Source organism: Chryseobacterium sp. LAM-KRS1, assembly GCF_013184525.1.
Lineage (GTDB): Bacteria > Bacteroidota > Bacteroidia > Flavobacteriales > Weeksellaceae > Chryseobacterium > Chryseobacterium proteolyticum.
In genome coordinates this window covers 230,914-253,364 of the sequence record NZ_JAAOIZ010000005.1, presented here as the reverse complement: position 1 = coordinate 253,364, position 22,451 = coordinate 230,914, and the positions used below count along the sequence as shown (strand labels likewise).

The 22,451-nt window shown below is 37.5% G+C and carries 23 protein-coding genes; 9 read left to right on the top strand and 14 right to left on the bottom strand.

The features are described 5' to 3' along the window. Nucleotides 1-459: a hypothetical protein gene (locus G9C87_RS15710; protein WP_172282847.1), complete on the bottom strand. Its 459-nt coding sequence runs from the start codon at nt 457-459 to the stop codon at nt 1-3. Between the two features lie 70 nt (nt 460-529). Next, nucleotides 530-1,120, bottom strand: a complete 591-nt coding sequence (locus G9C87_RS15705) for a TetR/AcrR family transcriptional regulator (protein WP_172282845.1) — start codon at nt 1,118-1,120, stop codon at nt 530-532. 186 nt (nt 1,121-1,306) lie between these two features. Here G9C87_RS15705 and G9C87_RS15700 point away from each other — a divergent pair, with 186 nt between their 5' ends. From G9C87_RS15700 to G9C87_RS15690, 3 genes are all read left to right on the top strand, one after another. Further along, nucleotides 1,307-2,536 (top strand): MFS transporter, encoded by a 1,230-nt coding sequence (locus tag G9C87_RS15700; protein ID WP_172282843.1) that lies wholly within the window; start codon nt 1,307-1,309, stop codon nt 2,534-2,536. Nucleotides 2,537-2,721: 185 nt separating this feature from the next. Continuing rightward, nucleotides 2,722-3,300 (top strand): nucleosidase, encoded by a 579-nt coding sequence (locus tag G9C87_RS15695; protein WP_172282841.1) that lies wholly within the window; start codon nt 2,722-2,724, stop codon nt 3,298-3,300. Nucleotides 3,301-3,479: 179 nt separating this feature from the next. Further along, entirely contained in the window at nt 3,480-4,370 is an 891-nt protein-coding gene (locus tag G9C87_RS15690) for an MBL fold metallo-hydrolase (protein WP_172282839.1), read from the top strand. Nucleotides 4,371-4,390: 20 nt separating this feature from the next. Here the strand turns inward: G9C87_RS15690 and G9C87_RS15685 are convergent, their stop codons facing one another. After that, a complete protein-coding gene (locus tag G9C87_RS15685; protein ID WP_172282837.1) occupies nt 4,391-4,846 on the bottom strand; it encodes a PCC domain-containing protein in 456 nt (151 codons plus the stop codon). A gap of 21 nt (nt 4,847-4,867) precedes the next feature. Next, on the bottom strand, nt 4,868-5,461 hold the full coding sequence (locus G9C87_RS15680; RefSeq protein ID WP_172282835.1) for a Crp/Fnr family transcriptional regulator: 594 nt from the start codon (nt 5,459-5,461) through the stop codon (nt 4,868-4,870). A gap of 561 nt (nt 5,462-6,022) precedes the next feature. On the opposite strand from G9C87_RS15680, the gene G9C87_RS15675 reads away from it, so the two are divergent. Then, nucleotides 6,023-6,364, top strand: coding sequence for a helix-turn-helix transcriptional regulator (locus G9C87_RS15675; protein WP_172282833.1), 342 nt, complete (start codon nt 6,023-6,025; stop codon nt 6,362-6,364). A gap of 6 nt (nt 6,365-6,370) precedes the next feature. On the opposite strand, the gene G9C87_RS15670 is transcribed toward G9C87_RS15675, so the two are convergent. Then, a complete protein-coding gene (locus G9C87_RS15670; protein WP_172282831.1) occupies nt 6,371-7,102 on the bottom strand; it encodes an MBL fold metallo-hydrolase in 732 nt (243 codons plus the stop codon). A gap of 165 nt (nt 7,103-7,267) precedes the next feature. Between G9C87_RS15670 and G9C87_RS15665 the strand changes: the two genes are divergently transcribed. Further along, entirely contained in the window at nt 7,268-7,798 is a 531-nt protein-coding gene (locus G9C87_RS15665; protein WP_172282829.1) for a GNAT family N-acetyltransferase, read from the top strand. Here G9C87_RS15665 and pdeM read toward each other — a convergent pair. The 4 genes from pdeM to G9C87_RS15645 all read right to left on the bottom strand — a co-directional run bounded on the left by pdeM (nt 7,795) and on the right by G9C87_RS15645 (nt 13,635). Further along, complete coding sequence (pdeM, locus tag G9C87_RS15660) at nt 7,795-8,439, bottom strand: ligase-associated DNA damage response endonuclease PdeM (protein WP_172282827.1); 645 nt, start codon at nt 8,437-8,439, stop codon at nt 7,795-7,797. The two genes, G9C87_RS15665 and pdeM, sit on opposite strands and share 4 nt — an antisense overlap. 144 nt (nt 8,440-8,583) lie before the next feature. Continuing rightward, nucleotides 8,584-11,034: a ligase-associated DNA damage response DEXH box helicase gene (locus G9C87_RS15655; protein WP_262888842.1), complete on the bottom strand. Its 2,451-nt coding sequence runs from the start codon at nt 11,032-11,034 to the stop codon at nt 8,584-8,586. 1 nt (nt 11,035) lies between these two features. Then, nucleotides 11,036-12,616: an ATP-dependent DNA ligase gene (locus tag G9C87_RS15650; RefSeq protein WP_172282825.1), complete on the bottom strand. Its 1,581-nt coding sequence runs from the start codon at nt 12,614-12,616 to the stop codon at nt 11,036-11,038. Beyond that, the gene (locus G9C87_RS15645) at nt 12,613-13,635 is read right to left on the bottom strand and encodes a ligase-associated DNA damage response exonuclease (RefSeq protein WP_172282823.1); all 1,023 of its coding nucleotides are present in this window, start codon (nt 13,633-13,635) and stop codon (nt 12,613-12,615) included. The genes G9C87_RS15650 and G9C87_RS15645 overlap by 4 nt, the downstream gene beginning before the upstream one ends. Before the next feature lie 216 nt (nt 13,636-13,851). On the opposite strand from G9C87_RS15645, the gene G9C87_RS15640 reads away from it, so the two are divergent. From G9C87_RS15640 to G9C87_RS15625, 4 genes are all read left to right on the top strand, one after another. Next, nucleotides 13,852-14,640 carry an SDR family oxidoreductase gene (locus G9C87_RS15640; RefSeq protein ID WP_172282821.1) on the top strand — a complete coding sequence of 263 codons (789 nt, stop codon included), beginning with the start codon at nt 13,852-13,854 and terminating at the stop codon, nt 14,638-14,640. A gap of 72 nt (nt 14,641-14,712) precedes the next feature. Further along, nucleotides 14,713-15,114 (top strand): GlcG/HbpS family heme-binding protein, encoded by a 402-nt coding sequence (locus G9C87_RS15635; protein ID WP_172282820.1) that lies wholly within the window; start codon nt 14,713-14,715, stop codon nt 15,112-15,114. An 18-nt stretch (nt 15,115-15,132) separates the two neighbouring features. Beyond that, nucleotides 15,133-15,954: a helix-turn-helix domain-containing protein gene (locus G9C87_RS15630; RefSeq protein WP_172282818.1), complete on the top strand. Its 822-nt coding sequence runs from the start codon at nt 15,133-15,135 to the stop codon at nt 15,952-15,954. A gap of 6 nt (nt 15,955-15,960) precedes the next feature. Then, on the top strand, nt 15,961-16,461 hold the full coding sequence (locus G9C87_RS15625) for a hypothetical protein (RefSeq protein WP_172282816.1): 501 nt from the start codon (nt 15,961-15,963) through the stop codon (nt 16,459-16,461). A 23-nt stretch (nt 16,462-16,484) separates the two neighbouring features. Here G9C87_RS15625 and G9C87_RS15620 read toward each other — a convergent pair whose 3' ends face one another. The 5 genes from G9C87_RS15620 to G9C87_RS15600 all read right to left on the bottom strand — a co-directional run bounded on the left by G9C87_RS15620 (nt 16,485) and on the right by G9C87_RS15600 (nt 22,422). Then, nucleotides 16,485-17,399 (bottom strand): helix-turn-helix domain-containing protein, encoded by a 915-nt coding sequence (locus G9C87_RS15620; RefSeq protein ID WP_172282815.1) that lies wholly within the window; start codon nt 17,397-17,399, stop codon nt 16,485-16,487. A 29-nt stretch (nt 17,400-17,428) separates the two neighbouring features. Further along, on the bottom strand, nt 17,429-17,683 hold the full coding sequence (locus G9C87_RS15615) for an Atu4866 domain-containing protein (protein WP_172282813.1): 255 nt from the start codon (nt 17,681-17,683) through the stop codon (nt 17,429-17,431). Between the two features lie 5 nt (nt 17,684-17,688). Continuing rightward, the gene (locus G9C87_RS15610; RefSeq protein WP_172282811.1) at nt 17,689-18,540 is read right to left on the bottom strand and encodes an SDR family NAD(P)-dependent oxidoreductase; all 852 of its coding nucleotides are present in this window, start codon (nt 18,538-18,540) and stop codon (nt 17,689-17,691) included. A gap of 271 nt (nt 18,541-18,811) precedes the next feature. Continuing rightward, a complete protein-coding gene (locus tag G9C87_RS15605; protein WP_172282809.1) occupies nt 18,812-20,239 on the bottom strand; it encodes an alpha-L-fucosidase in 1,428 nt (475 codons plus the stop codon). Between the two features lie 44 nt (nt 20,240-20,283). After that, entirely contained in the window at nt 20,284-22,422 is a 2,139-nt protein-coding gene (locus G9C87_RS15600) for a glycoside hydrolase family 2 protein (RefSeq protein ID WP_228457028.1), read from the bottom strand. Nucleotides 22,423-22,451: the final 29 nt, after the last annotated feature.

Sequence of the window (22,451 nt, the reverse complement as noted above, 5' to 3'; positions counted from 1 at the left end):
TTATCTGAAATAAGGTCTGTTTGCAAGAGGGGAGAAAGGCCACGGGATCGCGATAAGAATGATAAGTAATCCGACGCCAAACCATAAGAGTATAGTCCTAAACTTATCCTTGTCGGTTTCTTTACGTTTTGCCAGGGCAGAGCCAATCGTAATCATAACAATAGAAATCAGCATTAGGGAAATGTGGATCAGTCCAAAAAATAACAGGTCACCGGTATCTTTAGCTACCTTGAAATTCTTCCAGAAGTAGGAGACAATAGGACTTTTGGAGTATAGTATAATTCCCAGAACAAGCTGGATATGGGCAATCGTTGCTGTCCAGTGTCTCACGGAATCATCAGTTTTAGAGAATTTGCTGTTTGAACGGTATCCTTTATAAGCGCTGAATATTGCATATATAAGGCTTATTAAAACCAACCACCGGAAGATGGAATGCAGAAAAGTAAGCGTCTGGTACATATGTAGTTTTTAATACGCAGACAAAGATATAATAAAAACATACTAATTAGTATGTTTTTAAGTAAAAAAATTATTGAAAGCCTTGTAAATAACCCTTAAGTTGCTTTAAATAAATAAGATAAACTGATTTATTGTTTTCTAATTTTCCTAAATTACGGATTCCCCAATAGCCCGACATTACAAAGACTGCAATTCCTTTAGCATCTGCTTTTTCACTAACCGTTCCATTTTCTTTGCCTTTCTCAATTGCCTGGATCATTGCCTCCTCCCACTGGCCCGACAAACTGTTCAGTGCTTTTGTGAATTCTATATTCCATGGAGCCATTTCTTGTGTGAAATTCGAAGCAGGGCAACCGTATTCTACTTTTAAAAATTCATTATCCATCAGAAGGGAATACATCAATTGATATACAGTATCCAATGGATCATCCGTATTTTTAAAGGGAGCAATAAAAGTATCCTGAAAGGTAGTTTTCATCAATTCATTGATGATGGCCAGCCCCATTTCATCTTTTGTTTTGAAATGATAATAGAAGGCTCCCTTTGTAACCTGGGTGGTTGCTATGATCTCGTCTACGCTTGTTGTCTGATATCCATTGGAATAGATCAGTTCAAATGCTTTCTGGAGAATGTTTAGTCGGGTGGATTCAGATTTTTTCATTAGATACTAACCGGTATTTTTCTACAAATAAACAATATTTTTTCATCATTACAAATTCGGATCCGGTTAAATTCAACCTCTAAACTATTATAATTATAATAAATAACTACTATTTAACTAATTTTCATAATACAAAATTTCATCGGAACTTTGTCCTGTTAAAAGAACAACCAAAAACATAATACAATGAATCATCAGAATGAAATAGCTGTTTCCGACAAAACAGTCACCCAAAAGATAAAAAAAGGCCTTCCTGCTGCACTATGGGCATTAACGATCAGTGCATTTGGAATCGGAACTACAGAATTCGTTATCGTAGGTCTTTTACCAACAGTAGCAGGAGATTTAGGTATTTCCATTCCTTCAGCAGGCTTATTGGTAAGCTTGTATGCTATAGGAGTAGCCATAGGAGCTCCCGTTTTGACAGCTTTAACAGGTAAGGTACCCCGCAAAACGCTTTTGATCTCCATTATGATCCTATTCGTTATCGGAAATGGATTAGCTTCAATAGCCCCTGGATTTATTACATTAATTTTAGCCAGAATTTTAACAGGATTTGCTCACGGAGTCTACTTTTCTATCGGATCTACGATCGCAGCATCTTTAGTTCCTGAGGAAAAAAGAGCTACGGCAATATCGATTATGTTTGCAGGCCTCACTTTAGCCATTGTTACCGGTGTTCCACTCGGAACGTTTATCGGACAGCATTTCGGCTGGCGGGCAACTTTTATCGGAGTCGCTATTTTAGGAATTATCGGGTTATTGGCCAGTATGATTCTTGTACCTGCCCATTTACAAAATGGAAAAACAGCTTCTTTACAACAACAGTTAAAAGTACTTACCAATAAACGTTTAATTTTTGCCTTTTTAATGACAGCTATGGGATATGGCGGAACCTTTGTCGTTTTCACTTATCTATCACCAATTCTGCAGGAAATTACAGGGCTGAAAGAATCTGTTGTAACGTTGATCTTACTGATTTATGGAATTGCTATTGCTCTGGGAAATCTTATCGGAGGAAGGTTAGCTAACAAAAATCCCCTGAAAGCATTATTATGGATGTTTATAGCACAAGGTCTGGTTTTATTTCTTTTTTACTTTACGGTTCACAGTCCGGTTTTAAGTATTATAACCTTATTCTTCCTCGGAGCATTATCTTTTGCCAGTGTTCCCGGATTACAGCTTTTAGTGGTTCAGATTGCAGAAAAGGAACTTCCGGGAACACAGGATGTGGCGTCAGGCATTAATATTGCCGCCTTTAATATCGGAATTGCGATAGGATCCTATTCAGGTGGGCTTATTGTAACATCATCTTTAGGAATTGGAAGTACACCATGGATCGGAGCTTTATTCCTTGTGATTACAGTAATAATTACATTATACAGTATTCGTCTTGGAAAAAAACTGTTGAAATAATTGGTGGAAAAACGATTAACTGTTTATCCGTATAAAAAGACTCAACCCTTTTGGGATGAGTCTTTACTTGCAACACCAAATCTAACTATGTTTTGAACAGTGTAAGCAAAAAACCATCTGCACAGATTTTTTATATGCTTTTTAATAAATACATTTGCATCCGTTATTTCTAAAAATTATTACTCATGATAGCAATTAATTCTGAGCATACATATCCGTTAGAAGGCACCCTTTTTGTTTTCGCACTGGAATCTGAAGCCGCAGATCTTTTTAATGATACCCATAAACTGATCACCGGAATAGGAAAGGTGAATGCTGCCTCAGCACTCACCAGGGAAATCCATTCCAGAAAGCCGAAGCTAATTGTTAATCTGGGTTCCGCAGGGAGCAAAACATTCGGTAAAGGAGAAATTGTTTGTTGCACAAAATTTATCCAGCGCGATATGGACGTAAGAGGTCTTGGGTTTAAAAAATATGAGACTCCGTTATCGGGAATTCCACCTGTCCTCGAATACGGATTGAAAATGGATGGAGTACAACAGGGGATATGCGGAAGTGGTGACAGCTTTGAAATGGATCATATAGAAACAGATTATAATGTAGTGGATATGGAAGCTTATCCTCTGGCATTGATTGCGATGAAGGAGGAAATTCCTTTTCTAAGTTTGAAATATATTTCGGATGATGCTGGCAGTGATGCTGCTGACGACTGGTCGGTACAGGTACATCTTGCTGCCGAGGCATTCAGGAAGTTGTTGTTTTAAATAACAGAAATTGCCTGTCAGAAAGGATTAATTTTAATTTAAAGTATTTTTTTTATTTGTAAAATTATTTAATTTTGCAATACAGTAAATCAATTTACCACCAGTTCTTATGATCTGGTGTTTCTTATTTAAAACAGTTTTTGAAAACTGATATAGGAATATATTAATTCAGAAAGCGAATGAAATCAAAAAATAGCGCATCGATCCATATTCCAATGGGGGAAATGGATGTTTATATTGTGTCGGACGGATATTTTGGAATAGGCAATCCACAACCTATTTTAGCTCCTGAAATTGAAGAAGAGAATGTAAAGGATGCTTTAAAATCTTTACACTTACCCGGATCTGAATACGAGATGCCTATTACCACCCTTTTTATCAAGAGAGGAGACCGTCATATCCTTGTGGATACCGGCGAAGGGTATCATGATCCCGTAAACGCTGGCTGGCTTCAAAATAGCTTATCGGAAGCAGGGTTCTCACCGGAAGACGTTACGGACATCCTGATCACGCACGCACACAGGGACCATATCGGAGGAATCCTTTTTGAAGATGGCGGAAGAAGATATCCTAATGCAAAATATCATATACCGGCTCCGGAATATAACTTCTGGAACAGCGAAGCAAAAGATTTCTCCAAAAGCAAAATGACTGTTTATCCAACAGGAAAAATACAGACCGATATCCTTGAAGCGATTAAAAATGAGCTTACTATTTTTGAGCCCGGCGATGTATTATTCTCATGCATCAAAACAGAACTGGCACCCGGCCATACACCCGGGCATATTATATTGCATATATTTTCCGGTGACCAATCTATCACACACCTCGTAGATGTGGTTCATTCTTCTTTGCTCATTGCTCATCCGGATTGGGGCACCCAATGGGATGTTAATTTTGAAGAAGGAGTTGCTACCAGAAAGCGGATTTTAGAAAGTTGTTCTGTCAACAATACTTTAGTGACCACCTGCCATCTTCCGTGGCCGGGGATAGGATATATCGGGAAAACCGAAAAAGGCTGGCAATGGATTCCGAAAGCACAATCAGATCCCTATTCAATAAGGATCTGAAGTATTTTTGGATAATACAATTAATTAAAACTCCAGAAGCTGGTATGGCAGAGGTCCAGAAACTCATCGGTGATTATCCGGTCATCTGCAGAATAAAACAGGAATTCCGTACAACCATGCACTTTAGCATCAATCAGCTGACCCGATAATGTGGTTTCATTTCTCCATTCGAGGGTAGCATTCAAGGAAACGGATATTTTTCCTTCGTGATCTGAAACAGCTCCTGAAATATTCTGAATTTCTATGGGATTATTTAAATGGGTATATAGATACTTCTTTACAATAGGCTCTAAAAAGCGAAGGGTCATCTCTTTGACGATTCCTACACCCGAAAAATTTCCTGATTTGATCCTTTCATACGAGACAAAATCATTTAAAGCATCCAGAACATCTGCTTTGTCCTGAAGCTTTACAATGTAGTAATCTTCAATTCTGTGAGCGGTCCATAGATTGCCGGTAACAATTTGTGAATTCATGATAGTTAGTTTTGCTTAAAATTAATAGAAAATTTTTCGGTTCACAATTTTTAATTCATTTTCTTTTTCCATATTTTTTATAACACGAATTACAGTTTCTACACGAAGCCCTGTTAAAGAAGCCAATTGTTGCCTGGTTAAAGGGATTTGAAAAGAATACGGTGTCTTATTTTCGTCATAGCTTTTAAGATAATCCATTAAGAGTTTTAATTTGGAAGCGGGATTTTGAACGGAAAGATTATACAACATAACATATTTGTAATACATCCGTTCTGCCATACACTGGTAAATATTGTTGGAAACTTCAGGATTTTCTTTCATTAAAATTAAAAAATCCGATTTAGAGAGTTTGAGGACTGCGGAGGGGGTGAGGGATTCCGCGTTCATGGGATAGGGTTTATCGACAAACAAAATGGATTCTCCAAAGCTATTCCCATCCGAAAAAATATTCTGAATGAATTCTTTTCCGTCTTCCGTATAATTATTGAGTTTTATTTTTCCTTTAATAATTTGGTAGTAATGTAGTGCAAGTTCTCCTTCCCGGAATATCGTGTCGCCTGATTTATAATTTTTAACTTCTGCTCCATAGGAAAGCAATAGATCTTCATTTATCATGGTAATATCAGCTTATAAGGTCAAAAATTAAATGTGCTGGTAAGGTAGCTGCTACCTTTGTTTGGTAAAGAGAGACTAATTTTTGGTAATTTCCTAAAAATAACATACCACATCAGTACCACGTATTTTATTTGTCGGTATGTGGAAACATGCTGCTATAACAAAATAGAAAAACATTGATCATGATCATAAAAAGTAATGAGTGAAGCGGTGTACATTTGAATTCTCATTTAAAAAATGCGGAATCTGGAAAAAACACTAAAAATAAATCTGACTGGCACTATAGAGAGAGTAGCGTGGTATCTATGTGGTATTTTAATTTAACAAAAATTTAATCATTTTTTCTTTCTTTGTCTTTGTTAAAGCAAACTTTATTTTTAAAGGTATGAAGGAATTGTAAAAAATAGTTCAGTCTAAAAAATTAATGGTGTCCTATTGTTTTCAATAACAATCAGAAGATTCTAAATGTATTAAAAATAATAGTGAGAAAGCGTATTAAACTCTGTAGCAGTGTAATAAAATGATACCGTTGCAGAAACTAGTAGAGATGAGAAAAATATTATGAAAAACGAAAAACCTGGATTTAATTTAGAAGATTTAAACGAAAAATTTTTTGCTCAAGACGAAATTATAGCATTAGCCAAAGAAAATTCTCCACGTCTATTGAATAAATTCAGATTAGTTTATCCCAATTTCTTTGAAAAAATATCCCTTATACAACCCGATTTAAAAAATTCGGAATTGATTTTTTGTGTTTATCTAAAACTGAATTTATCAACAAAAGAGATTGCAACCTATACTTTTGTAACGCCAAAAGCCATCCAGAACAGGAAAAACAGAATCAGAAAAAAGCTATTCATTCCCTCTGAAACAGACATTTACAAGTGGTTTAATGATTTATAGGAGGATTTAGAACTGTATAGAAGTTTTATCAAGATCGTGATACAGTAATATATTCCAATGTTTTTCTTCGGCTTGCTTTTGCCAGTCTTGTCGTAATTCCATAGCTTTTCTGCCATCAAAATCGCTTTTATAAGCGAGATGATAGTGCAGATAGGCTTCCTGTGGCAAATCGTCAGCACCATAAAAGGCCGTTTGCCCGTCCTCAGTGATCCAGAAAACCTGCATAAAAGGAGTATGTCCTCCAACCACTTGGTAAGAAATTTCACTGGTAATGCTGCCTTTATCATCAGTCATCCAGACGATGTTTGGTAATTGAACAAGCTTATCCAAGGTATCGAAATCAAACGATGGATTTCCGGTATTTTCACGTGCATATTCCAATTCACGCTTCTGGATATATAGGTCAGCATTGGGGAAAGTAGCCTCAAAGCCGGTTTCTAGGTGCAGGATCGCTCCTTCGATATGATCTTTATGTAAATGAGAGAGCAGGACTTTGGTAATCTGATGACGGCTGATATTTTCTTTCTCCAGAATGTCTAAAATAACCATTTTTCCTGTTTGATTTTTCCAGCCCAATCCGGTATCAAGCAGAATATAATCGTTTTTAGTAATGATCAGAAAAGGTTGTACAGCCATTTTTATTCCTTGGGCAAGATCAATTTTCCCCGTGGTTAAAAGACTGAAGTCTTTGGTTGGGCTGGCTACAAAATTACCTTCTTTTAGTGGAATGATTTTCATGTTGCAAATTTCCTGAATATTTGTAAATATTGAAAACTTTATTTTCAATACAAACTATCGGTAAAACCAATGTTATTATCAAAAATGTCAATTTTTATCAACTCTGTATCCATCCCTTTTTATAATCTATTTGTAATTTTACAATTAGTAATAGCAACAGTAAATATGAGCTCGATAATACTCAATAAAGCATTTCCGGAAGACCTGGATATCCTTCAGATCCTTGGAAAAGAAACTTTTTCGGAAACCTTTGCAGCAAGCAATTCCAAAGAAGAAATGGATCTTTATCTTGAAAAAAGTTTTAATAAAGAAAAACTGACTGATGAATTGAATAATCCCGAATCTTATTTTTTTATTGCCTGGGAAGAAGATAACCCGATCGGATATCTGAAACTGAATTCTGGAACTGCACAGACTGAGTTACAGGACCATTCGTCACTTGAAATTGAAAGAATCTATGTAAAGAGCAGCCATCACGGTAAAAAAGTGGGTCAGCTTCTTTATGAAAAAGCATTAAACACTGCCCAAGAGCTAAATAAGGCTTATATCTGGCTTGGCGTATGGGAAGAAAACCATAGGGCTGTTAGTTTTTATAAAAAAAACGGTTTTGAGGAATTTGACAAACATATTTTCCGTTTAGGCAATGAAGAACAGACAGATCTTATGATGAAGAAAACATTGAATAAACAATTTTAAATTTCATAGATCTCGGCATCGGTAAAAACAAAGAATTTTCCTCCTTTAGGAAGATTCTTTGTATCTAATCCGGTAAATTCACTGTAAGCCGGAAGAAGCAACTGTCCGGATGTTTTTACAAAACATGGAAGACGGATGTTTTTAACCGGAGAGCTGATGACAAATCCCGGATGGATATGCCCTGTAATCTGGAACTTCGGATTCGAATTGTCGAAATCATGAATAAACAGGATATCTCCTAATTCAAGCACATCGGCTTTAAAATCAAGACATAATTTTTCATCCAGCACTTTGGAAATCCGGTCATGATTTCCTTCCACAAGATAGAATTTCAGATCTGGGTATTGATTTTTCCATGCACAGAATTCATCCACATCAGAATTATTTCCGGCATGAAGCAGATCGCCTACCATAATAAATTTTTCAGGCTGAAAATAAGCAATCAGCACAGAAAGACGCTCCAGATCACTTTTCATTACATGGTTCGCCAAAGCAATTCCATTTTTTCTGAAATGGGCTGTTTTCCCGATGTGGAGATCGGATAAAATCAGTGCTTTCTCTTTTTTCCAAAATACAGCGCGCTGATTGGTTAAGGTGAAGATTTCAGATTGAATGGTTACGTTTTTTGTGGCGATGTTCATTTATTTGTTAGAGGTTAGAGGTTAGAGGTTAGAGGTTAGAGGTTAGAGGTTAGAGGTTAGAGGCAAAGTTAAAGATTATTGAGTATTCCGGTCTTTTCTCTTTTCTCTTTTCTCTTTTTTCTTTGCTCTATTTACTCTCTTTTTCTATTTCCTTCCCTTAGTCGCCTGTTGTATCAGCTTTTGTATCCTCGTATCTAACCCTTCACTTGAAAGCGTCTGACGAAGACTGTCAACTTTAATAGGAAAGCTTAAAGGGGTAAAAGTATTGGAATATTTTAAAACAATCTTTGATTTTTCTATTCTCTTAAAAGCTTCCACGAGCCTTTGCTCCTGAAGCTGCATGTTGAAGACTTCCGTATAGGCCTGACGAACAAGGAAGTGATTGGGATCATAGTCTTCCAATACTTTAAAAATAAGGCCTGCTGAGCTTTGCAAAGCTTTGTTCGATCTTTGTTGTCCGGGAAAATTCTGAATCACCATTCCGGAGATCACAGCAATATCCCTGAATTTTCGCCGGGCCATTTCAGCCGAATTAATACTCGATATTACATCAACCATAAGATTATCCCGGGTCAGGATTTTTTGCAGATTATCTTCATGTATCGGAATCTCCTTATCACTGAACAATTCAAATCCGTAATCGTTCATGGCCATTGAAAATGAAATGGGAGCCAGTTTTGAAATCCTGAAAGCGATCAGGGCAGCCATCACTTCGTGCACTAAACGTCCCTCAAAAGGGTACATAAACAAATGATAACCTTCTCTGTTTTTAATAAGTTCTACCAGAAACTCATCTTCTCTCGGTATATGGGACCTTTTTTCCTGATTAACCAATAATGGATGTAAAAATTTCAGCTCTTTTTCCGAAGATGAAGGATTCAATGCACCGGAAAGTTTTTCCCTTAAGAAATGCCCCAGATTTGAACTTAAAGGTAACCTTCCTCCAAGATAGCTCGGAGCCAGAGCTTTTCCCTTTGCCAACCGTACATAAACGGTCATATCCTTCACCATTGCTACCTCAAGAACTCTTCCAGCCAAAATGAACTTCTCTTCTTTTTTAAGCTTTGAAATAAAATATTCCTCAACCATTCCGATATAGCCTCCGGAAATAAATTTCACTTTCAGCATGGCATCACTTACAATCGCTCCCATGTTCATTCTGTGCAGCATAGCTATTTTGCGGGAAGTAACTTTAAACAAACCATCTTCCATAATAACTACCTTATGAAACTCCTCATAACTTTTCAGAGCACTGCCGCCAATGGTAAGAAAATCTATTATAGCCTGCCATTCTTCATCCCTTATTTCCTGGAAAGTATAAATGTTTTTAATTCTCTGATAGGTTTCGTCAGGGTAGAAACCATCACCTACAGCTAAAGTCATCAGGAACTGAACCAATACGTCAAAACACAAAACCTGAGGCTCTCTGGGCTCTATAACTTTCTGTTTGACGGCTTCCTTCAATGCTGCCACCTCGATCAGCTCCAGGGAATGGGTAGGAACACAATATATTTTTGAAGTTTCAAAAGGGGAGTGTCCGCTTCTTCCTGCCCGTTGCAGAAATCTTGCGACTCCTTTTGCTGATCCTATCTGGATCACTGTATCAACAGGTTTAAAGTCGATACCTAAATCTAAAGATGAAGTAGAAACAACAGCCTTTAATTTGCCGTTACTTAAGTTTTCTTCAATCCAGATCCTTAAATGAGCATCTATGGAACTATGGTGAATGGCAATTTGCCCGGCAAAATCAGGATATGCATTTAAAAGCAGCTGATACCACATTTCACTCTGGCTCCGGGTATTCGTAAAAACAATGGTAGATTTGGATTCCAGAATGATGGGAACAATTTTATCTGCCAGTTTAGCCCCGAGATGCCCAGCCCACGGTAAAATTTCAACTTCATCCGGAAAAACAGGAATGATATCGATCTTTTTATGTTGTTTGGCCGTGATCTTCACTTTTTTTACATCATACGGTATCAGAACATCCATTGCTTCTTCAAGATTGCCTATTGTGGCGGTAATTCCCCAGATCTTTAGTGTTGGAGCGTATTTTCTGACCTGTGAAATTCCCAGTTCCACCATCACACCTCTTTTGGATCCCAGCAGCTCATGCCATTCATCTACAGCAATACAATGAAGATTCTGGAAGAATCTGACATGATTTTTCTGTCCTAGAAGCAGGTGTAAACTTTCCGGTGTTACGACAAGGATTTCAGGCATATTTTTTACCTGTTGCTGTCTTGTTTTAGGATCAGTGTCACCATTTCTGACACCTACTGTCCAATCCAACCCGATTTCATTGATAGCTTCTTCCATGGCTTTAGCAATATCTTTGGAAAGGGATCGGAGAGGAGTGATCCAGATCATTTTAAGTCCTTTTTTAAATTTCTCAGGATGATTAAGAAAATCTGTAATTAACGCCAAAAACACGGAATAGGTCTTACCAAATCCCGTAGGCGCAATAACCATTCCGCTGTATCCGTTTCCAAATTTCCACCAGGTATCCGTTTGGAATTTAAATGGGGTATTGCCTTTTTCAGCCATCCATTGCTGGATAACCTTAAATCCGTTGGTATGTTCAAAAGCACTCAAACTATTGTATCAGTTTTTTTATTTCTTCAAGATCATCAATTTCATCGACCGTTTTGTCTTTCCGCCATCTTACGATTCTCGGAAAACGTAGAGCCACCCCGCTTTTATGCCTGCTGCTGAAACCTATTCCTTCAAAAGCAATTTCAAAAACAAGTTCCGCCTTTACAGTCCGGACAGGACCGAATTTTTCAATCGCATTCTTATTAACAAACCTGCTTACTTCCATGATCTCCTTATCCGTCAATCCTGAATAAGCCTTAGCAATTGTTACCAGTGAATCTCCATTTTTAACTGCAAAACTGTAGTCGGTATAGTAAGCACTTCGTCGGCCACTTCCTTTTTGAGCATAGATCAGCACTGCGTCAATGGTCATGGGATTGATCTTCCATTTCCACCAATCTCCTTTTTTCCGTCCTGAATGATACGGAGAGTTTTTTTGTTTAAGCATTAAACCCTCACTATTAATATCCCTGGAGCTTTCCCTGATCTGATCCAGTTCCTCCCATCTTTCAAAATCAACGATTGCTGACAGCTTTAATTTTTCGGGATTTTCATTCAGGAATAATTCTTCTAGCATTGCTCTTCTGGCTGAGATAGGCTTTTCGCGCAGATCATTTCCCTCAAGCTCAATAAGATCATAGGCAAATACTTCGATAGGAACATCAGTAAGCATTTTTTTGGTGACATTTTTACGGTTTAACCTTTTCTGTAATTCATTAAAGTTTAAAACTTTATCATCCCTTACCGCAAGTATTTCTCCATCTATGACAAAATTCCCCTGCATGGCCTTTACAGACTCTGCAATTTCAGGAAACTGTTCTGTTACCAACTCTTCACCCCGGGACCAGATGAATACTTCATCATTTCTCCTGATGATCTGCCCGCGGATTCCATCCCACTTGTATTCGACGAGCCATTCATCCGGATCTCCCAATTCCGAAAGCTCTTTCTCCAAAGGATAGGCAAGACAAAATGGATAAGGACGTGAATTATCTGTATTTACTTTTTCGGCGGAGATCAGTTCCTGGAAAGAAACTTCACCGGGATTCCATTTCCCCATCATACTGTGCATTAGTGCACTGGCTTCCTGTCCGGAATACTTTGTAAGCGCATTAATCAGTGTTTTATCCGATACGCCGATCCTGAAGCTTCCGCCCAGTAATTTATTGAATATTAATCGTTCCGTATAATCCAGCCCATTCCACGATTGTAAGACAAACTCTTTTTTCTCAGCTTCTGTCTTTTCTTTTAAGTTCACAATATCATTCATCCACTGTGAAAGACTTCGTTCTATTTTTTCGGTAGGTTGCGGAAGAATCAGAGAAAGTGTTTCTCCAAGATCCCCGACAGAAAAGTAGCTTTCCTGAAAAAGCCAGAAAGGCAGCTTTGTAATCTCCAAAGCCCATTCTTTCATATAGTTTGTATTGATATTCCTTTTGGGTCTTTTGCCTGTAAATAAGGCAATAAACCATACTTTATCTTCATCAGGAGCACGCTCAAGATAATCAATGATCGCATCAATTTTGGCATTGGTTTTATTGGTGCTTTCCAAAGCGTTGATCAGTTCTGCAAAATGTCTCATGATTCGGGGTTTTCAATGATTTCTTTTTCAGCCTCTTCTTCATCGTCGCCAAATTGGGTGGCTACCACATCCGCCTTAATTCCTATTTCATTTAAGTATTTTGAAAAAACTTCAGTCTGGCCATGGGTTACATGTACTATTTCAGCTTCGGTAGCTTTTACAGCTTGTAACAATCCACCCCAATCCGCATGGTCACTCATTGCAAACCCTGCATCAGCACTCCGCCATCTTCTGGCCCCGCGAACCTGCATCCAGCCGGAGCAAATTGCCGTAGCGGCATCCGGTATTTTGCGGATAATATTGGTATCCAGTAAAGCAGGCGGAACAATGACAATTTCACCCTGCAGGTGTTTTATGCTTTCTCTGAAATCCGGGATTTCATACTCAGGCAGGACGATTCCGGCACTTTCAAATGCTTCGTTAAGCTTTCCGATAGAGTAGTGGACATGTATGTTACCTAGGCCCTCTACAGCTTTCATGATACGCTGAGCTTTTCCAAGAGAATATCCTACAAAAACTGAAGTCTTGGAATTTTCCTTATTTCTCAACACCCAGTTCTGAAGCTTTTTATTGAGATCTTCAATATCCAGCCAATTATAGATGGGAAGTCCGAAGGTACTCTCAGTAACAAATTCATTACACTTTACCAATTCAAAGGGTGTACTTAATCCATCATCCTGAACCTTATAATCTCCGGAAATCACACTTACATATCCTTTATATTCTAACCGGACCTGGGCAGAACCAATAGTATGTCCGGCAGGATGAAGGGAAACTTTTACTCCATTGATCGTGGTAACTTCTCCATATCCTACACTCTGACATTCGATATCGGGACCAATTCTCTGGTATAAAATAGGTTTTGTAAAATCATGGCAAAAATACTTCTTCATTCCCCAACGGGCATGATCAGCATGGCCATGCGTTATAACCGCAAGATCTACAGGACGCCACGGATCTATGTAAAACTGACCCTGGGGGCAGTATATTCCTTTTTTTGTGAATGTAATTAGTTTCAAATGAGGTATATTTTGTTATCGATAAAAGATATAATGCTTTTATAGCGATTTGGTTTAATTTATCATTCAAAAAGCTGACCAATTATCATTAAATCATGAAAAATAATCATTTTTCAGTGTGAACTTCCCAGCAATAAAACATTGGACTTTTCACCAATAAACAAAGACTGTATAAATCTGAAATTTGCCTTATGACTAACCCATAAAAAGTACAAAATGAATAAGACAATTTTAATTACTGGAGCAGCAAGCGGATTTGGAAAAATAGCAGCTTTCGATTTAGCAAGAAAAGGACACCATGTAATTGCTACAACACAGGTATACCCCCAGATGAGCGACATGATCCGTGAAGCCAAAGAGCAAGGGGTAGAAATGACTGTTGATAAACTGGATGTTACCAATTCAAGAGATATCGCTTATATCTTAAAAAAATATGATATTGATATTTTAATAAGCAACGCCGGTATTATGGAAGGCGGACCTATTGCTGAACAGCCTTTGGATCTTATCCGTTCAATGTTTGAGGTGAATGTATTCGGAGCTTTGGAACTCGCTCAGGGATTCATTAAAAAATTCGTTCAAAAGAAAAGCGGAAAAATAGTATTTACCTCTTCTATGGGAGGTTTGTGGACGGTTCCGTACGTGGCAGCATACTGCGCATCAAAACATGCTCTGGAAGCTATAGCTGAGGGCTTAAAGACAGAACTGGCTCCTTTTAACATCAAAATTGCGACATGCAATCCGGGAGTATTCGGAACCGGTTTTAACGACAGGGGAGTGGATTCCATAAGACATTGGTATGATCCTAAAGAAAACTTCACTCCGGAATCTGCTTTTGCAGGAGCTGAAGAATCATTAGCCCATCAATTGGATCCTCAATCCATGGCAGATGTTATTGTAAATGTTACGTTGGATGACCATAGCAACTTCAGAAATTTACATCCAAAGGAAACCGAGGATTTTGTAAAACAATTACAAACTGAAGCCTGGAGCGCAAAGAGTTAAAAACACAGTTATTTATAGAATGCATGAATATTATTGTTCATGCATTCATTCTCCCATTTAAATTTAAACGACATGAATATTACTTATCACGAAGCAACAAAAGCGTTAAACGAATCAATTAAAAAAGCAGAAACACTTGGTATTCCCGTAAGCATCGCCGTTGTAGATACCGGAGGACATCTGGTTTCTTTTGCCCGCTTAGACAGTGTATACGGAGTAATAGATTTCGCCATAAAAAAAGCAAGAACGGCCGTTATGTTCGGAGTAGACACGGAGGTAATGGGAACCATCATTGCTGGCGCAGACATTCACGGATATGGCATGCTGAATTCAAACGACGGTCTCCTTACGATTGCAGGCGGCGTAGTCATCAGGAATGAAAAAGGGGATATAATAGGTGCTATCGCGTCTTCAGGAGGTACTGTGGAGCAGGATAGAGAAATAGCACTTGAAGGAGCCTCTTCTATTTTTTAAATTTTGCATATTTGTATAATGGCTCCACAATCTGAAATATTATTTAATCAACTGGTGTATTCCTGTGCATTTGAAAAACACAGGGGACATGAGGAATTTATTCCTGATCATTTCCTTGGTTTTCAGCTGTCTGGTGAAACCCACGCTTTCCATGATCAGGGGAAAACCGTTATAAAGGAAAATACAGTGGTTCTGGTGAGAAAAAACCAGCTGATCAGGACCATAAAGTATCCTGCCAAAAGTGCAAAATACCAATTTATTTCTATAACACTGAATAAAGAAACTTTACGGCAATATGCCGCTGAAAATAAAGTAGTAACGGACGATGTATTCCATAATAACAAGAAAATATTCTTTGAATCGGATGCATTCTTTTCGAATTATTTTATTTCGCTTACTCCTTACATTGATAAAACAAAAACAATTAGCTCCAATCTTGCTTCCTTAAAAGTGAAAGAAGCTATTGAGCTTATTTTACAGAGCAATCCTGATTTTAAAAATCTGCTTTTTGATTTTTCCGATCCCCATAAAACGGACCTGAAGGAATTTATGAATAAGAATTTTATCTTTAATCTTTCTATAGATGCCTTTGCAAAGCTGACAGGACGCAGCCTTTCAGGCTTCAAGCGTGATTTTCAGAAGACATTCAATATGCCTCCTAAAAAATGGCTTAAGGAAAAAAGGTTACAGGAAGCGTATTATCTTATCAAACATAAAAATAAAAAACCGGCTGACATCTATCTGGATCTTGGATTTGAAAACCTGTCCCATTTCTATTATTCATTTAAAGAAAAATATGGTCTTACTACTTCTGAAATTTCACCACAGTCAGTATCCTGATGTATTATGATGAATTATATTCAGCAACTTCATCATTGGGCAAAAGGGGATCTGCTTCAGGCTAAAATCATGTTGGCCTGGGCCTTTATTTTTTGTATACCGCTCATCTGCTATTGTTTTAAAATCAATAAAATCTTTTATAAAGGTCTCATTATTCCATTAATTTTACTGGTCCTCATGCTTTTTGGGTATGGTAGCTATTTATTGATCACAAAAGACAAAGAGGTTCAGAAATTAGAACAGCAGTATTTAGAAAATCAAAAGAGAATTATTAGTAAAGAACAATCCAGAGGAAATGCCAACAGTCAGAGTTATGTCGTTTTTAAAACAATCTGGGGTTCATTGCTTCTGGTTTCCATTGTAATCTACCTTCTGGCAAGCAGTATGTATATAAAAGGTTTTTCAACAGGGTGTATTATTCTGTTTTTAACTTTATTGATTACAGATACCTTATTTCATGCCAGGCTGAATGTTTATCTTTCTTTTTTACAAGAACTTAACAAGTAAAAGGTAAACATAGAAACAATCTTTTATGAAAAAAACTTTCTGAATTCCAATGGGGATTGGGCCGTCTTCTGTTTGAAAAGTTTACTGAAAGATTGCGGATGCTCAAAACCCAATTCATAGGCAATTTCGCTAACGGACAGACTGGTTGTACTTAGCCGTTCCTTTGCATAGTCGATAAGCCTGTTCTGAATATGGTTCTGCGTGCTTTGCTGAGTGTGAATACGCAACAGACTTCCCAGATAATTAGGAGAAATATTCATTTCTTCAGCAATAGCTTTCACTGTGGGTAAACCATTACTAATAATCCTTTCATGATCAAAGAATTTAGAAATTGTTTGTTCAAAACGTTCTATGACTTCATGATTGGATTTTTTCCTGGTCAGGAACTGTCTTTCATAAAAACGTTCGGAATATATGAGAAGTAGTTCTATCTGTGCAATGATCAGGTCCTGGGTAAATTTATCGATATTAGACCGGTATTCTTTTTCTATATTCAGCAGAATTTCTACAATAGCTTTTTCCTCTTTGTCTGAAAGAAATAAAGCTTCATTCACTGCATATTGGAAAAAATCATAAGATTTGATCTTTTTGGCAAGTGACGTATTCCACAGAAAATCGGGATGGATCAGAAGTATCCAGCCTGTAGGTTCCACTTTAGCATTCTGATTGATCTCGACCTTTAAAAACTGTAAAGGAGAAACAAATGATAAAACCCCGGAATCAAAATCATACTCCTGCTGTCCGTAGTTAAATTTAGCATTAACATTCCGCTTTAAACCAATAGAATAAAAATTCTGAATCCATTTCATTTCATCATCCTTCACAGGGTAAGAAACCCTGCTATAATCAATCAGACTGATCAGCGGATGTTCAGGTCCTTCAAGATTACAAAAATGATGAAACTCGGAAATCGAATTAAAGCGAAATGTCTTTTCCATATCTTATACTATGATGCTAAATTAGTGAATCAATTTTCTTTGTACAAAATCATACCTCCATGATATAATATCCCTTCTTTAAACTCTCCGTCAGCTGTAAATCCTGTGTCATCTTTATAATCAATATGATTACCTGAAACGATATAACTTCCCTGATAAGCACTTTCTCTTGAGCCACGTGCTTCATCATACCGGTTACCCGGCAGCAATTCATGACGGACGTATCCATCCTCTGTTGCCCACATTCCGATGTATTCTTTTGTTTCTTCGATGGTCTTATTCATTTTTATTATGAAAGTTCTGTGTATGCGGTAGACAATGTGTAATTTTTCCACTGTTCCGCATCTTGGTTAATCATATTAATTTTATTTTTAAGTATATCATAGGCATCATTTCCCAGCAATAAATGCACAGGTGGCTGAGCCTCCTTACTTATGGCAATAAGCACTTCAGCAGCCTTCTCCGGATCGTTGGCCTGGTTTCCATTAATTGTATCAAGGTGTAATTGCTCAGATTCACGGGCTGCTTCGTATGCTTTAATGGTATTTTTAGGTGTCCTTACAGAACCTTTAGCAAGAAAATCTGTGCGGAAATAGCCCGGATAAACCACTGTAGCTTTTACGCCGAAAGCTTTAGCTTCTTCAGCAAGCGCTTCAGTGAATCCTGCAACAGCAAATTTAGTAGAACAATAAATTCCCCAACCCGGAAAACTTCCAAATAAACCTCCTACAGAAGCAATGTTAAATATATTTCCGGAACCCTGATTCCGTAAATAAGGCATAACATTTCTGATTACATTTAAGGAGCCAAATACGTTCACATCAAAATTTTCTCTGGCTTCTTCGTCCGATAATTCTTCCAGAGTACCTATCTGGCCATATCCTGCATTATTGACAATAACATCCAATTGTCCGAAATGTGCAATGCTTTTTTCCACAGCCTCTTTTACGCTGGAATCATCTTGTAAATTAACTTCCAATGGTAAAAATGCATCAGAGGCATCACCTATTTCTTTAACCAAAGATTCGGCATTCCGGCTTGTCGCTACAACGCGGTATCCTTCACTTAATAATTTTCTTACCAGACTAAGCCCCAAACCTTTTGAAGCGCCTGTAACAAACCATACTTTTTTTGTTTCCATTTTTTTATTTTTTTGATCTTAATTGATGATACAAAGATCATAAGGAAATCAAAATTTTAGATAACCCGATCAACTAAAAATGTAATCAAATCGTGAATGGTAATTTTTATTGATTTAGATTCTTCGCTTCGTTCTGAAATCGAAGATGATACGTAGCTGATAACGACTGAATATGGTTTTTCAAAGATTGTCCTTTCCAATAATGTGAGAAATATCTTATTATTTCTAATTGAATTTAACCGAAAAGATCAATATTTAAACAATTGAAAAACTATGTTTTTGCATCGATGTATTTATTTTTATTCTCATTAATTGTATCCAGAATAATAACAAAAGGTTCTGAGAACGATTGTTGTGGCAAATAAAGATTAACCTGTTTTTTGGCTATTTCTTTAACAGTGATGGGAACATCAGGTTTTTCTAAGAATGAAGCTTTACTAATTGTTATGCCTTCCGGAGTTTGAATTTTTAGAATTCCTGAAATGGGAATATTAAAAACAACAGCATACAGTTTTCCGGTTGTTTCATTTTGTGTAAAATATCCCCAGTCCTGTCGTGGCCAGCCTTTGGCATGTCCGGCATTGTATATGGCAGCACTGTTTATTTTCATCCAGTTTCCAATATGTTCAGCTATTTGTTGTTCTTCTATTCGTATCGTTCCGTCTGGTTTTGGTCCGAAATTCAAAAGAAAATTTCCTCCTAATGAAGTGGTTTGCACCAACATTTCAATAAGCTCAAGGGGAGTTTTAGTATAGCTTATATCCCATTTTTTATGATATCCCCATTGATTTTCGGGAATGGTCATACAAGCCTCCCAATCGCGGTTAATAACCTGAGTATCTGTAGGAGAGGGTAGTCTTCGTTCGTATCCTGATTCATAATCTCCCATCATCTTTCCATTGGAATCAAAATGACGTGCTCCATAGTCATCAGCCCTTAATCGACTGTTCACTACAACCCCCGGACGAATGGATTTGAGCATTTGTTCTACCTGTAATGTCCACCATCCATTTTTCTTTATGGATTGATCCCAGGTTCCATCAAACCAAAATCCTTTTACACTCGGATAATTCTCTGCAAGTTCTTTGAGCTGGTTTTGTGCAAAAGTAAGATACCTCGAAAATGCGATACTATCTTCTTTGGTTTTAATATCGTATCTCCAGTCAGGATGGTGCCAGTCTAAGACGGAATAATAGAAATTAACGTCAATCCCTTCTGAATTGTAGGCATCCACTAATGCTTTGATAATATCTTTTTTATACGGAGTGTTTCCAATATTAAACTTGGTATATTGGGTTGGCCATAAACAAAAACCTTCATGATGCTTTGTGGTGATAGTCATATATTTTACGCCCATTTTCTTCGCCATCTTTGCCCAGGTTTTCGGGTCAAATTTTACGGGATTAAATTGATATTGTAGTGAATCCCAGGTCGAATTAGGAATATGGGCACTTGATTTCAGGAACTCTGCAGCATACGTATATGTTTTACCTTTCCATTCTCCTCCGGGAATAGCATACAGACCCCAATGAATAAATTGCCCAAAACGATTGCTCCGCCATTTTTGCATAGCTGCATCTGTCCGTTTGCCTTCATATTGTGCTCCGTACTTAAGCAACTTCTTTTCATGATTTTGTCCTATTAATGAAAGAGATCCTATTAAAAAAAAGATCAATAGATATTGTTTAGGTAATTGCATCTCATTAGTTTTTTAAGATTATACGAATGAATAAGAGTCCATTGCTATTTCAAATTCCAATATACCTCGTCGGTATATGTTTTGCCTCCTTTTTTTACCAGAACATTGATTTTGTTTCTACCTTTTTTTAAAGAAACATTTTTGAATAGAAAATGGACAGCTGTCGTACCCGTTTCAGGATCTGATATTTTTCGTCCATTAATCTTTAAAGCGGGAACTCCAATATTAGAATATACAGTAATAGTTGTAGTGGCTTCTGTACGTTCGACCAGTCTTCTATCCGAAATATACAATACAGGCTGTGTACTCCAGTTGGCTTTATACCAATAAAAAACATCTTTTTTTGTTTTCCGGTCAAAGGTGACCAATCCTTTCATATTCCTGGCAGGAATACCTCCGCGGCTCCAAAGAGGTACTGCAAAATCAAACATATTCCACAAATAGCTGCCGACCAGGTAAGAGGATCTGGATATTGCTCCCCATTGTATTTCATGCATTCGTGTTTCCCGTTGTTCAGGAAAGAACGTTCCATTTACAGGATTAAATTCCAACGGTAGTGTTTCAGCTTGCTGGAAGATATTGCCATCAGCACCATACTCAGATAAAATTATTTTATTAGAAGGATAGTCTTGCTCAAGTTTCTTCATCCATTTTTCCAGATCAGTGGTTGCTCCTTCATACCATCCATAGTAACGATTCATTCCTTGTAAATCTCCTTCTCCATTTTCCGGTCGTTCCATAGTTCCATATCCATTTACACTTACCGTGTATCGTCCGGGATCTTCTGTTTTTGACAGATCGTGCAATGCTGCGGTTACCTGGCTTACATAGCCTCCGGCATTTTTTTCATAAACTTCGTTATGCATTCCCCAAACATAGATAGAAGGATGATTGAAGTTTTGCCGGATAAGCTCTTTCATCTGCTGCAAAGCATTGTCTTTTTCCTGTCCAGTCGTTGTATTGACAAATGGAATTTCTGCCCAGATCAAAAAACCAATACTATCACTTTTTGCATACACATATTCAGATTGTTGGTAATGTGCCAATCGAATTGAATTGGCTCCTATATCACGGATGTCTTCGAGATCTTCTGCATGCTGTTTATTACTCAATGCGCTCCCGAAACCCCAACGATCCTGATGTCTTGTCACTCCGTGAATCTTTATTTTTTTATTATTCAAGGAGAAGCCATTTTCTTTACTGATCTCAATGTGACGGATACCAAGAGGCTGAGAAACTTCATCTATTATATTCCCTTGCTTTTTAACCTGTACGGTTACTTTATAGAGATAGGGATCTTCCAAACCATTCCATAAATGGGGCTTTTGCATCTGTATATTCTGACAATAACGTTGTAAACCCTGTGCAGTTACTGTTATAGGAAGTTCAGCTAATTGAATAACTTGTCCCTCCCGGTTATGAATATTAGCTATTAAAGCAGCTTGTTGTGGCTGCCCGGTCTTATTGTTCAGCTCCGTACAAACAGATACATCCGCCTGGTTTTCAGAAACATTTTTTTGATAAATATAAATCCCCGGTCCTGCATAATTATCGACACTTATATTCAGAGGATCAGTAATAATTAACGAAACCGGACGGTAGATGCCACCATATATTCCGAACAGCTGGTGATTAACAGGGATCACATCCGGTCTAGCTTCATTATTAGCCACTACCTGTAAGGTATTGATTTCATCCCATCGAAGCCATGATGAAATATCAAAAGAAAATGCACTATAGGCTCCTTTATGCTCTCCAACCATTTTATTATTAATCAGAACTTTTGCCACATTGCCCACTCCCTCAAAACGGATGAATACCCGTTTACCTTTCCACGCCGGATCTGCTTTGAACTGTTTTTCGTAAACAGCATTACCCTGGTAAAAATCTTTGCCCAACTGCATATCTTCTCTATTCCAGGTATGAGGGATCGTGACCTGAGACCAAACCGTATCAGAAACCTTTTTAACTTTCTGAATGTCAGTTTTATGAAATTTCCAACCGGTATTCCATGAAATAACCTGGCGGCCTTGTGAAAAAAGGGGGGCCGTTTTTAAAATCATTAAACCTATAAGAATGCCTAACATGATTTTTCTGATCATAAAGTGTACTTTTACTATTGGTAGCTCTGTTGTATTTTTTTTTGCAAATTTTCTAAAATGTCTTTCTACACTATACATCATTTTCAATTTTTTAATCGTGCGTATATATT

Bases quoted from the DNA above. Each gene is read 5' to 3' on its own strand.
- G9C87_RS15640 (WP_172282821.1), top strand. From the start codon at position 13,852: ATGAATAAGACAATTTTAATTACTGGAGCAGCAAGCGGATTTGGAAAA.
- G9C87_RS15675 (WP_172282833.1), top strand. From the start codon at position 6,023: ATGAAAAACGAAAAACCTGGATTTAATTTAGAAGATTTAAACGAAAAA.
- G9C87_RS15690 (WP_172282839.1), top strand. From the start codon at position 3,480: ATGAAATCAAAAAATAGCGCATCGATCCATATTCCAATGGGGGAAATG.
- G9C87_RS15700 (WP_172282843.1), top strand. From the start codon at position 1,307: ATGAATCATCAGAATGAAATAGCTGTTTCCGACAAAACAGTCACCCAA.
- G9C87_RS15710 (WP_172282847.1), bottom strand. From the start codon at position 459: ATGTACCAGACGCTTACTTTTCTGCATTCCATCTTCCGGTGGTTGGTT.
- G9C87_RS15695 (WP_172282841.1), top strand. From the start codon at position 2,722: ATGATAGCAATTAATTCTGAGCATACATATCCGTTAGAAGGCACCCTT.
- G9C87_RS15620 (WP_172282815.1), bottom strand. From the start codon at position 17,399: ATGGAAAAGACATTTCGCTTTAATTCGATTTCCGAGTTTCATCATTTT.
- G9C87_RS15635 (WP_172282820.1), top strand. From the start codon at position 14,713: ATGAATATTACTTATCACGAAGCAACAAAAGCGTTAAACGAATCAATT.
- G9C87_RS15705 (WP_172282845.1), bottom strand. From the start codon at position 1,120: ATGAAAAAATCTGAATCCACCCGACTAAACATTCTCCAGAAAGCATTT.
- G9C87_RS15625 (WP_172282816.1), top strand. From the start codon at position 15,961: ATGATGAATTATATTCAGCAACTTCATCATTGGGCAAAAGGGGATCTG.
- G9C87_RS15680 (WP_172282835.1), bottom strand. From the start codon at position 5,461: ATGATAAATGAAGATCTATTGCTTTCCTATGGAGCAGAAGTTAAAAAT.
- G9C87_RS15670 (WP_172282831.1), bottom strand. From the start codon at position 7,102: ATGAAAATCATTCCACTAAAAGAAGGTAATTTTGTAGCCAGCCCAACC.
- G9C87_RS15685 (WP_172282837.1), bottom strand. From the start codon at position 4,846: ATGAATTCACAAATTGTTACCGGCAATCTATGGACCGCTCACAGAATT.
- G9C87_RS15605 (WP_172282809.1), bottom strand. From the start codon at position 20,239: ATGCAATTACCTAAACAATATCTATTGATCTTTTTTTTAATAGGATCT.
- G9C87_RS15665 (WP_172282829.1), top strand. From the start codon at position 7,268: ATGAGCTCGATAATACTCAATAAAGCATTTCCGGAAGACCTGGATATC.
- G9C87_RS15650 (WP_172282825.1), bottom strand. From the start codon at position 12,616: ATGAGACATTTTGCAGAACTGATCAACGCTTTGGAAAGCACCAATAAA.
- G9C87_RS15630 (WP_172282818.1), top strand. From the start codon at position 15,133: ATGGCTCCACAATCTGAAATATTATTTAATCAACTGGTGTATTCCTGT.
- G9C87_RS15600 (WP_228457028.1), bottom strand. From the start codon at position 22,422: ATGATGTATAGTGTAGAAAGACATTTTAGAAAATTTGCAAAAAAAAAT.
- pdeM (WP_172282827.1), bottom strand. From the start codon at position 8,439: ATGAACATCGCCACAAAAAACGTAACCATTCAATCTGAAATCTTCACC.
- G9C87_RS15610 (WP_172282811.1), bottom strand. From the start codon at position 18,540: ATGGAAACAAAAAAAGTATGGTTTGTTACAGGCGCTTCAAAAGGTTTG.
- G9C87_RS15615 (WP_172282813.1), bottom strand. From the start codon at position 17,683: ATGAATAAGACCATCGAAGAAACAAAAGAATACATCGGAATGTGGGCA.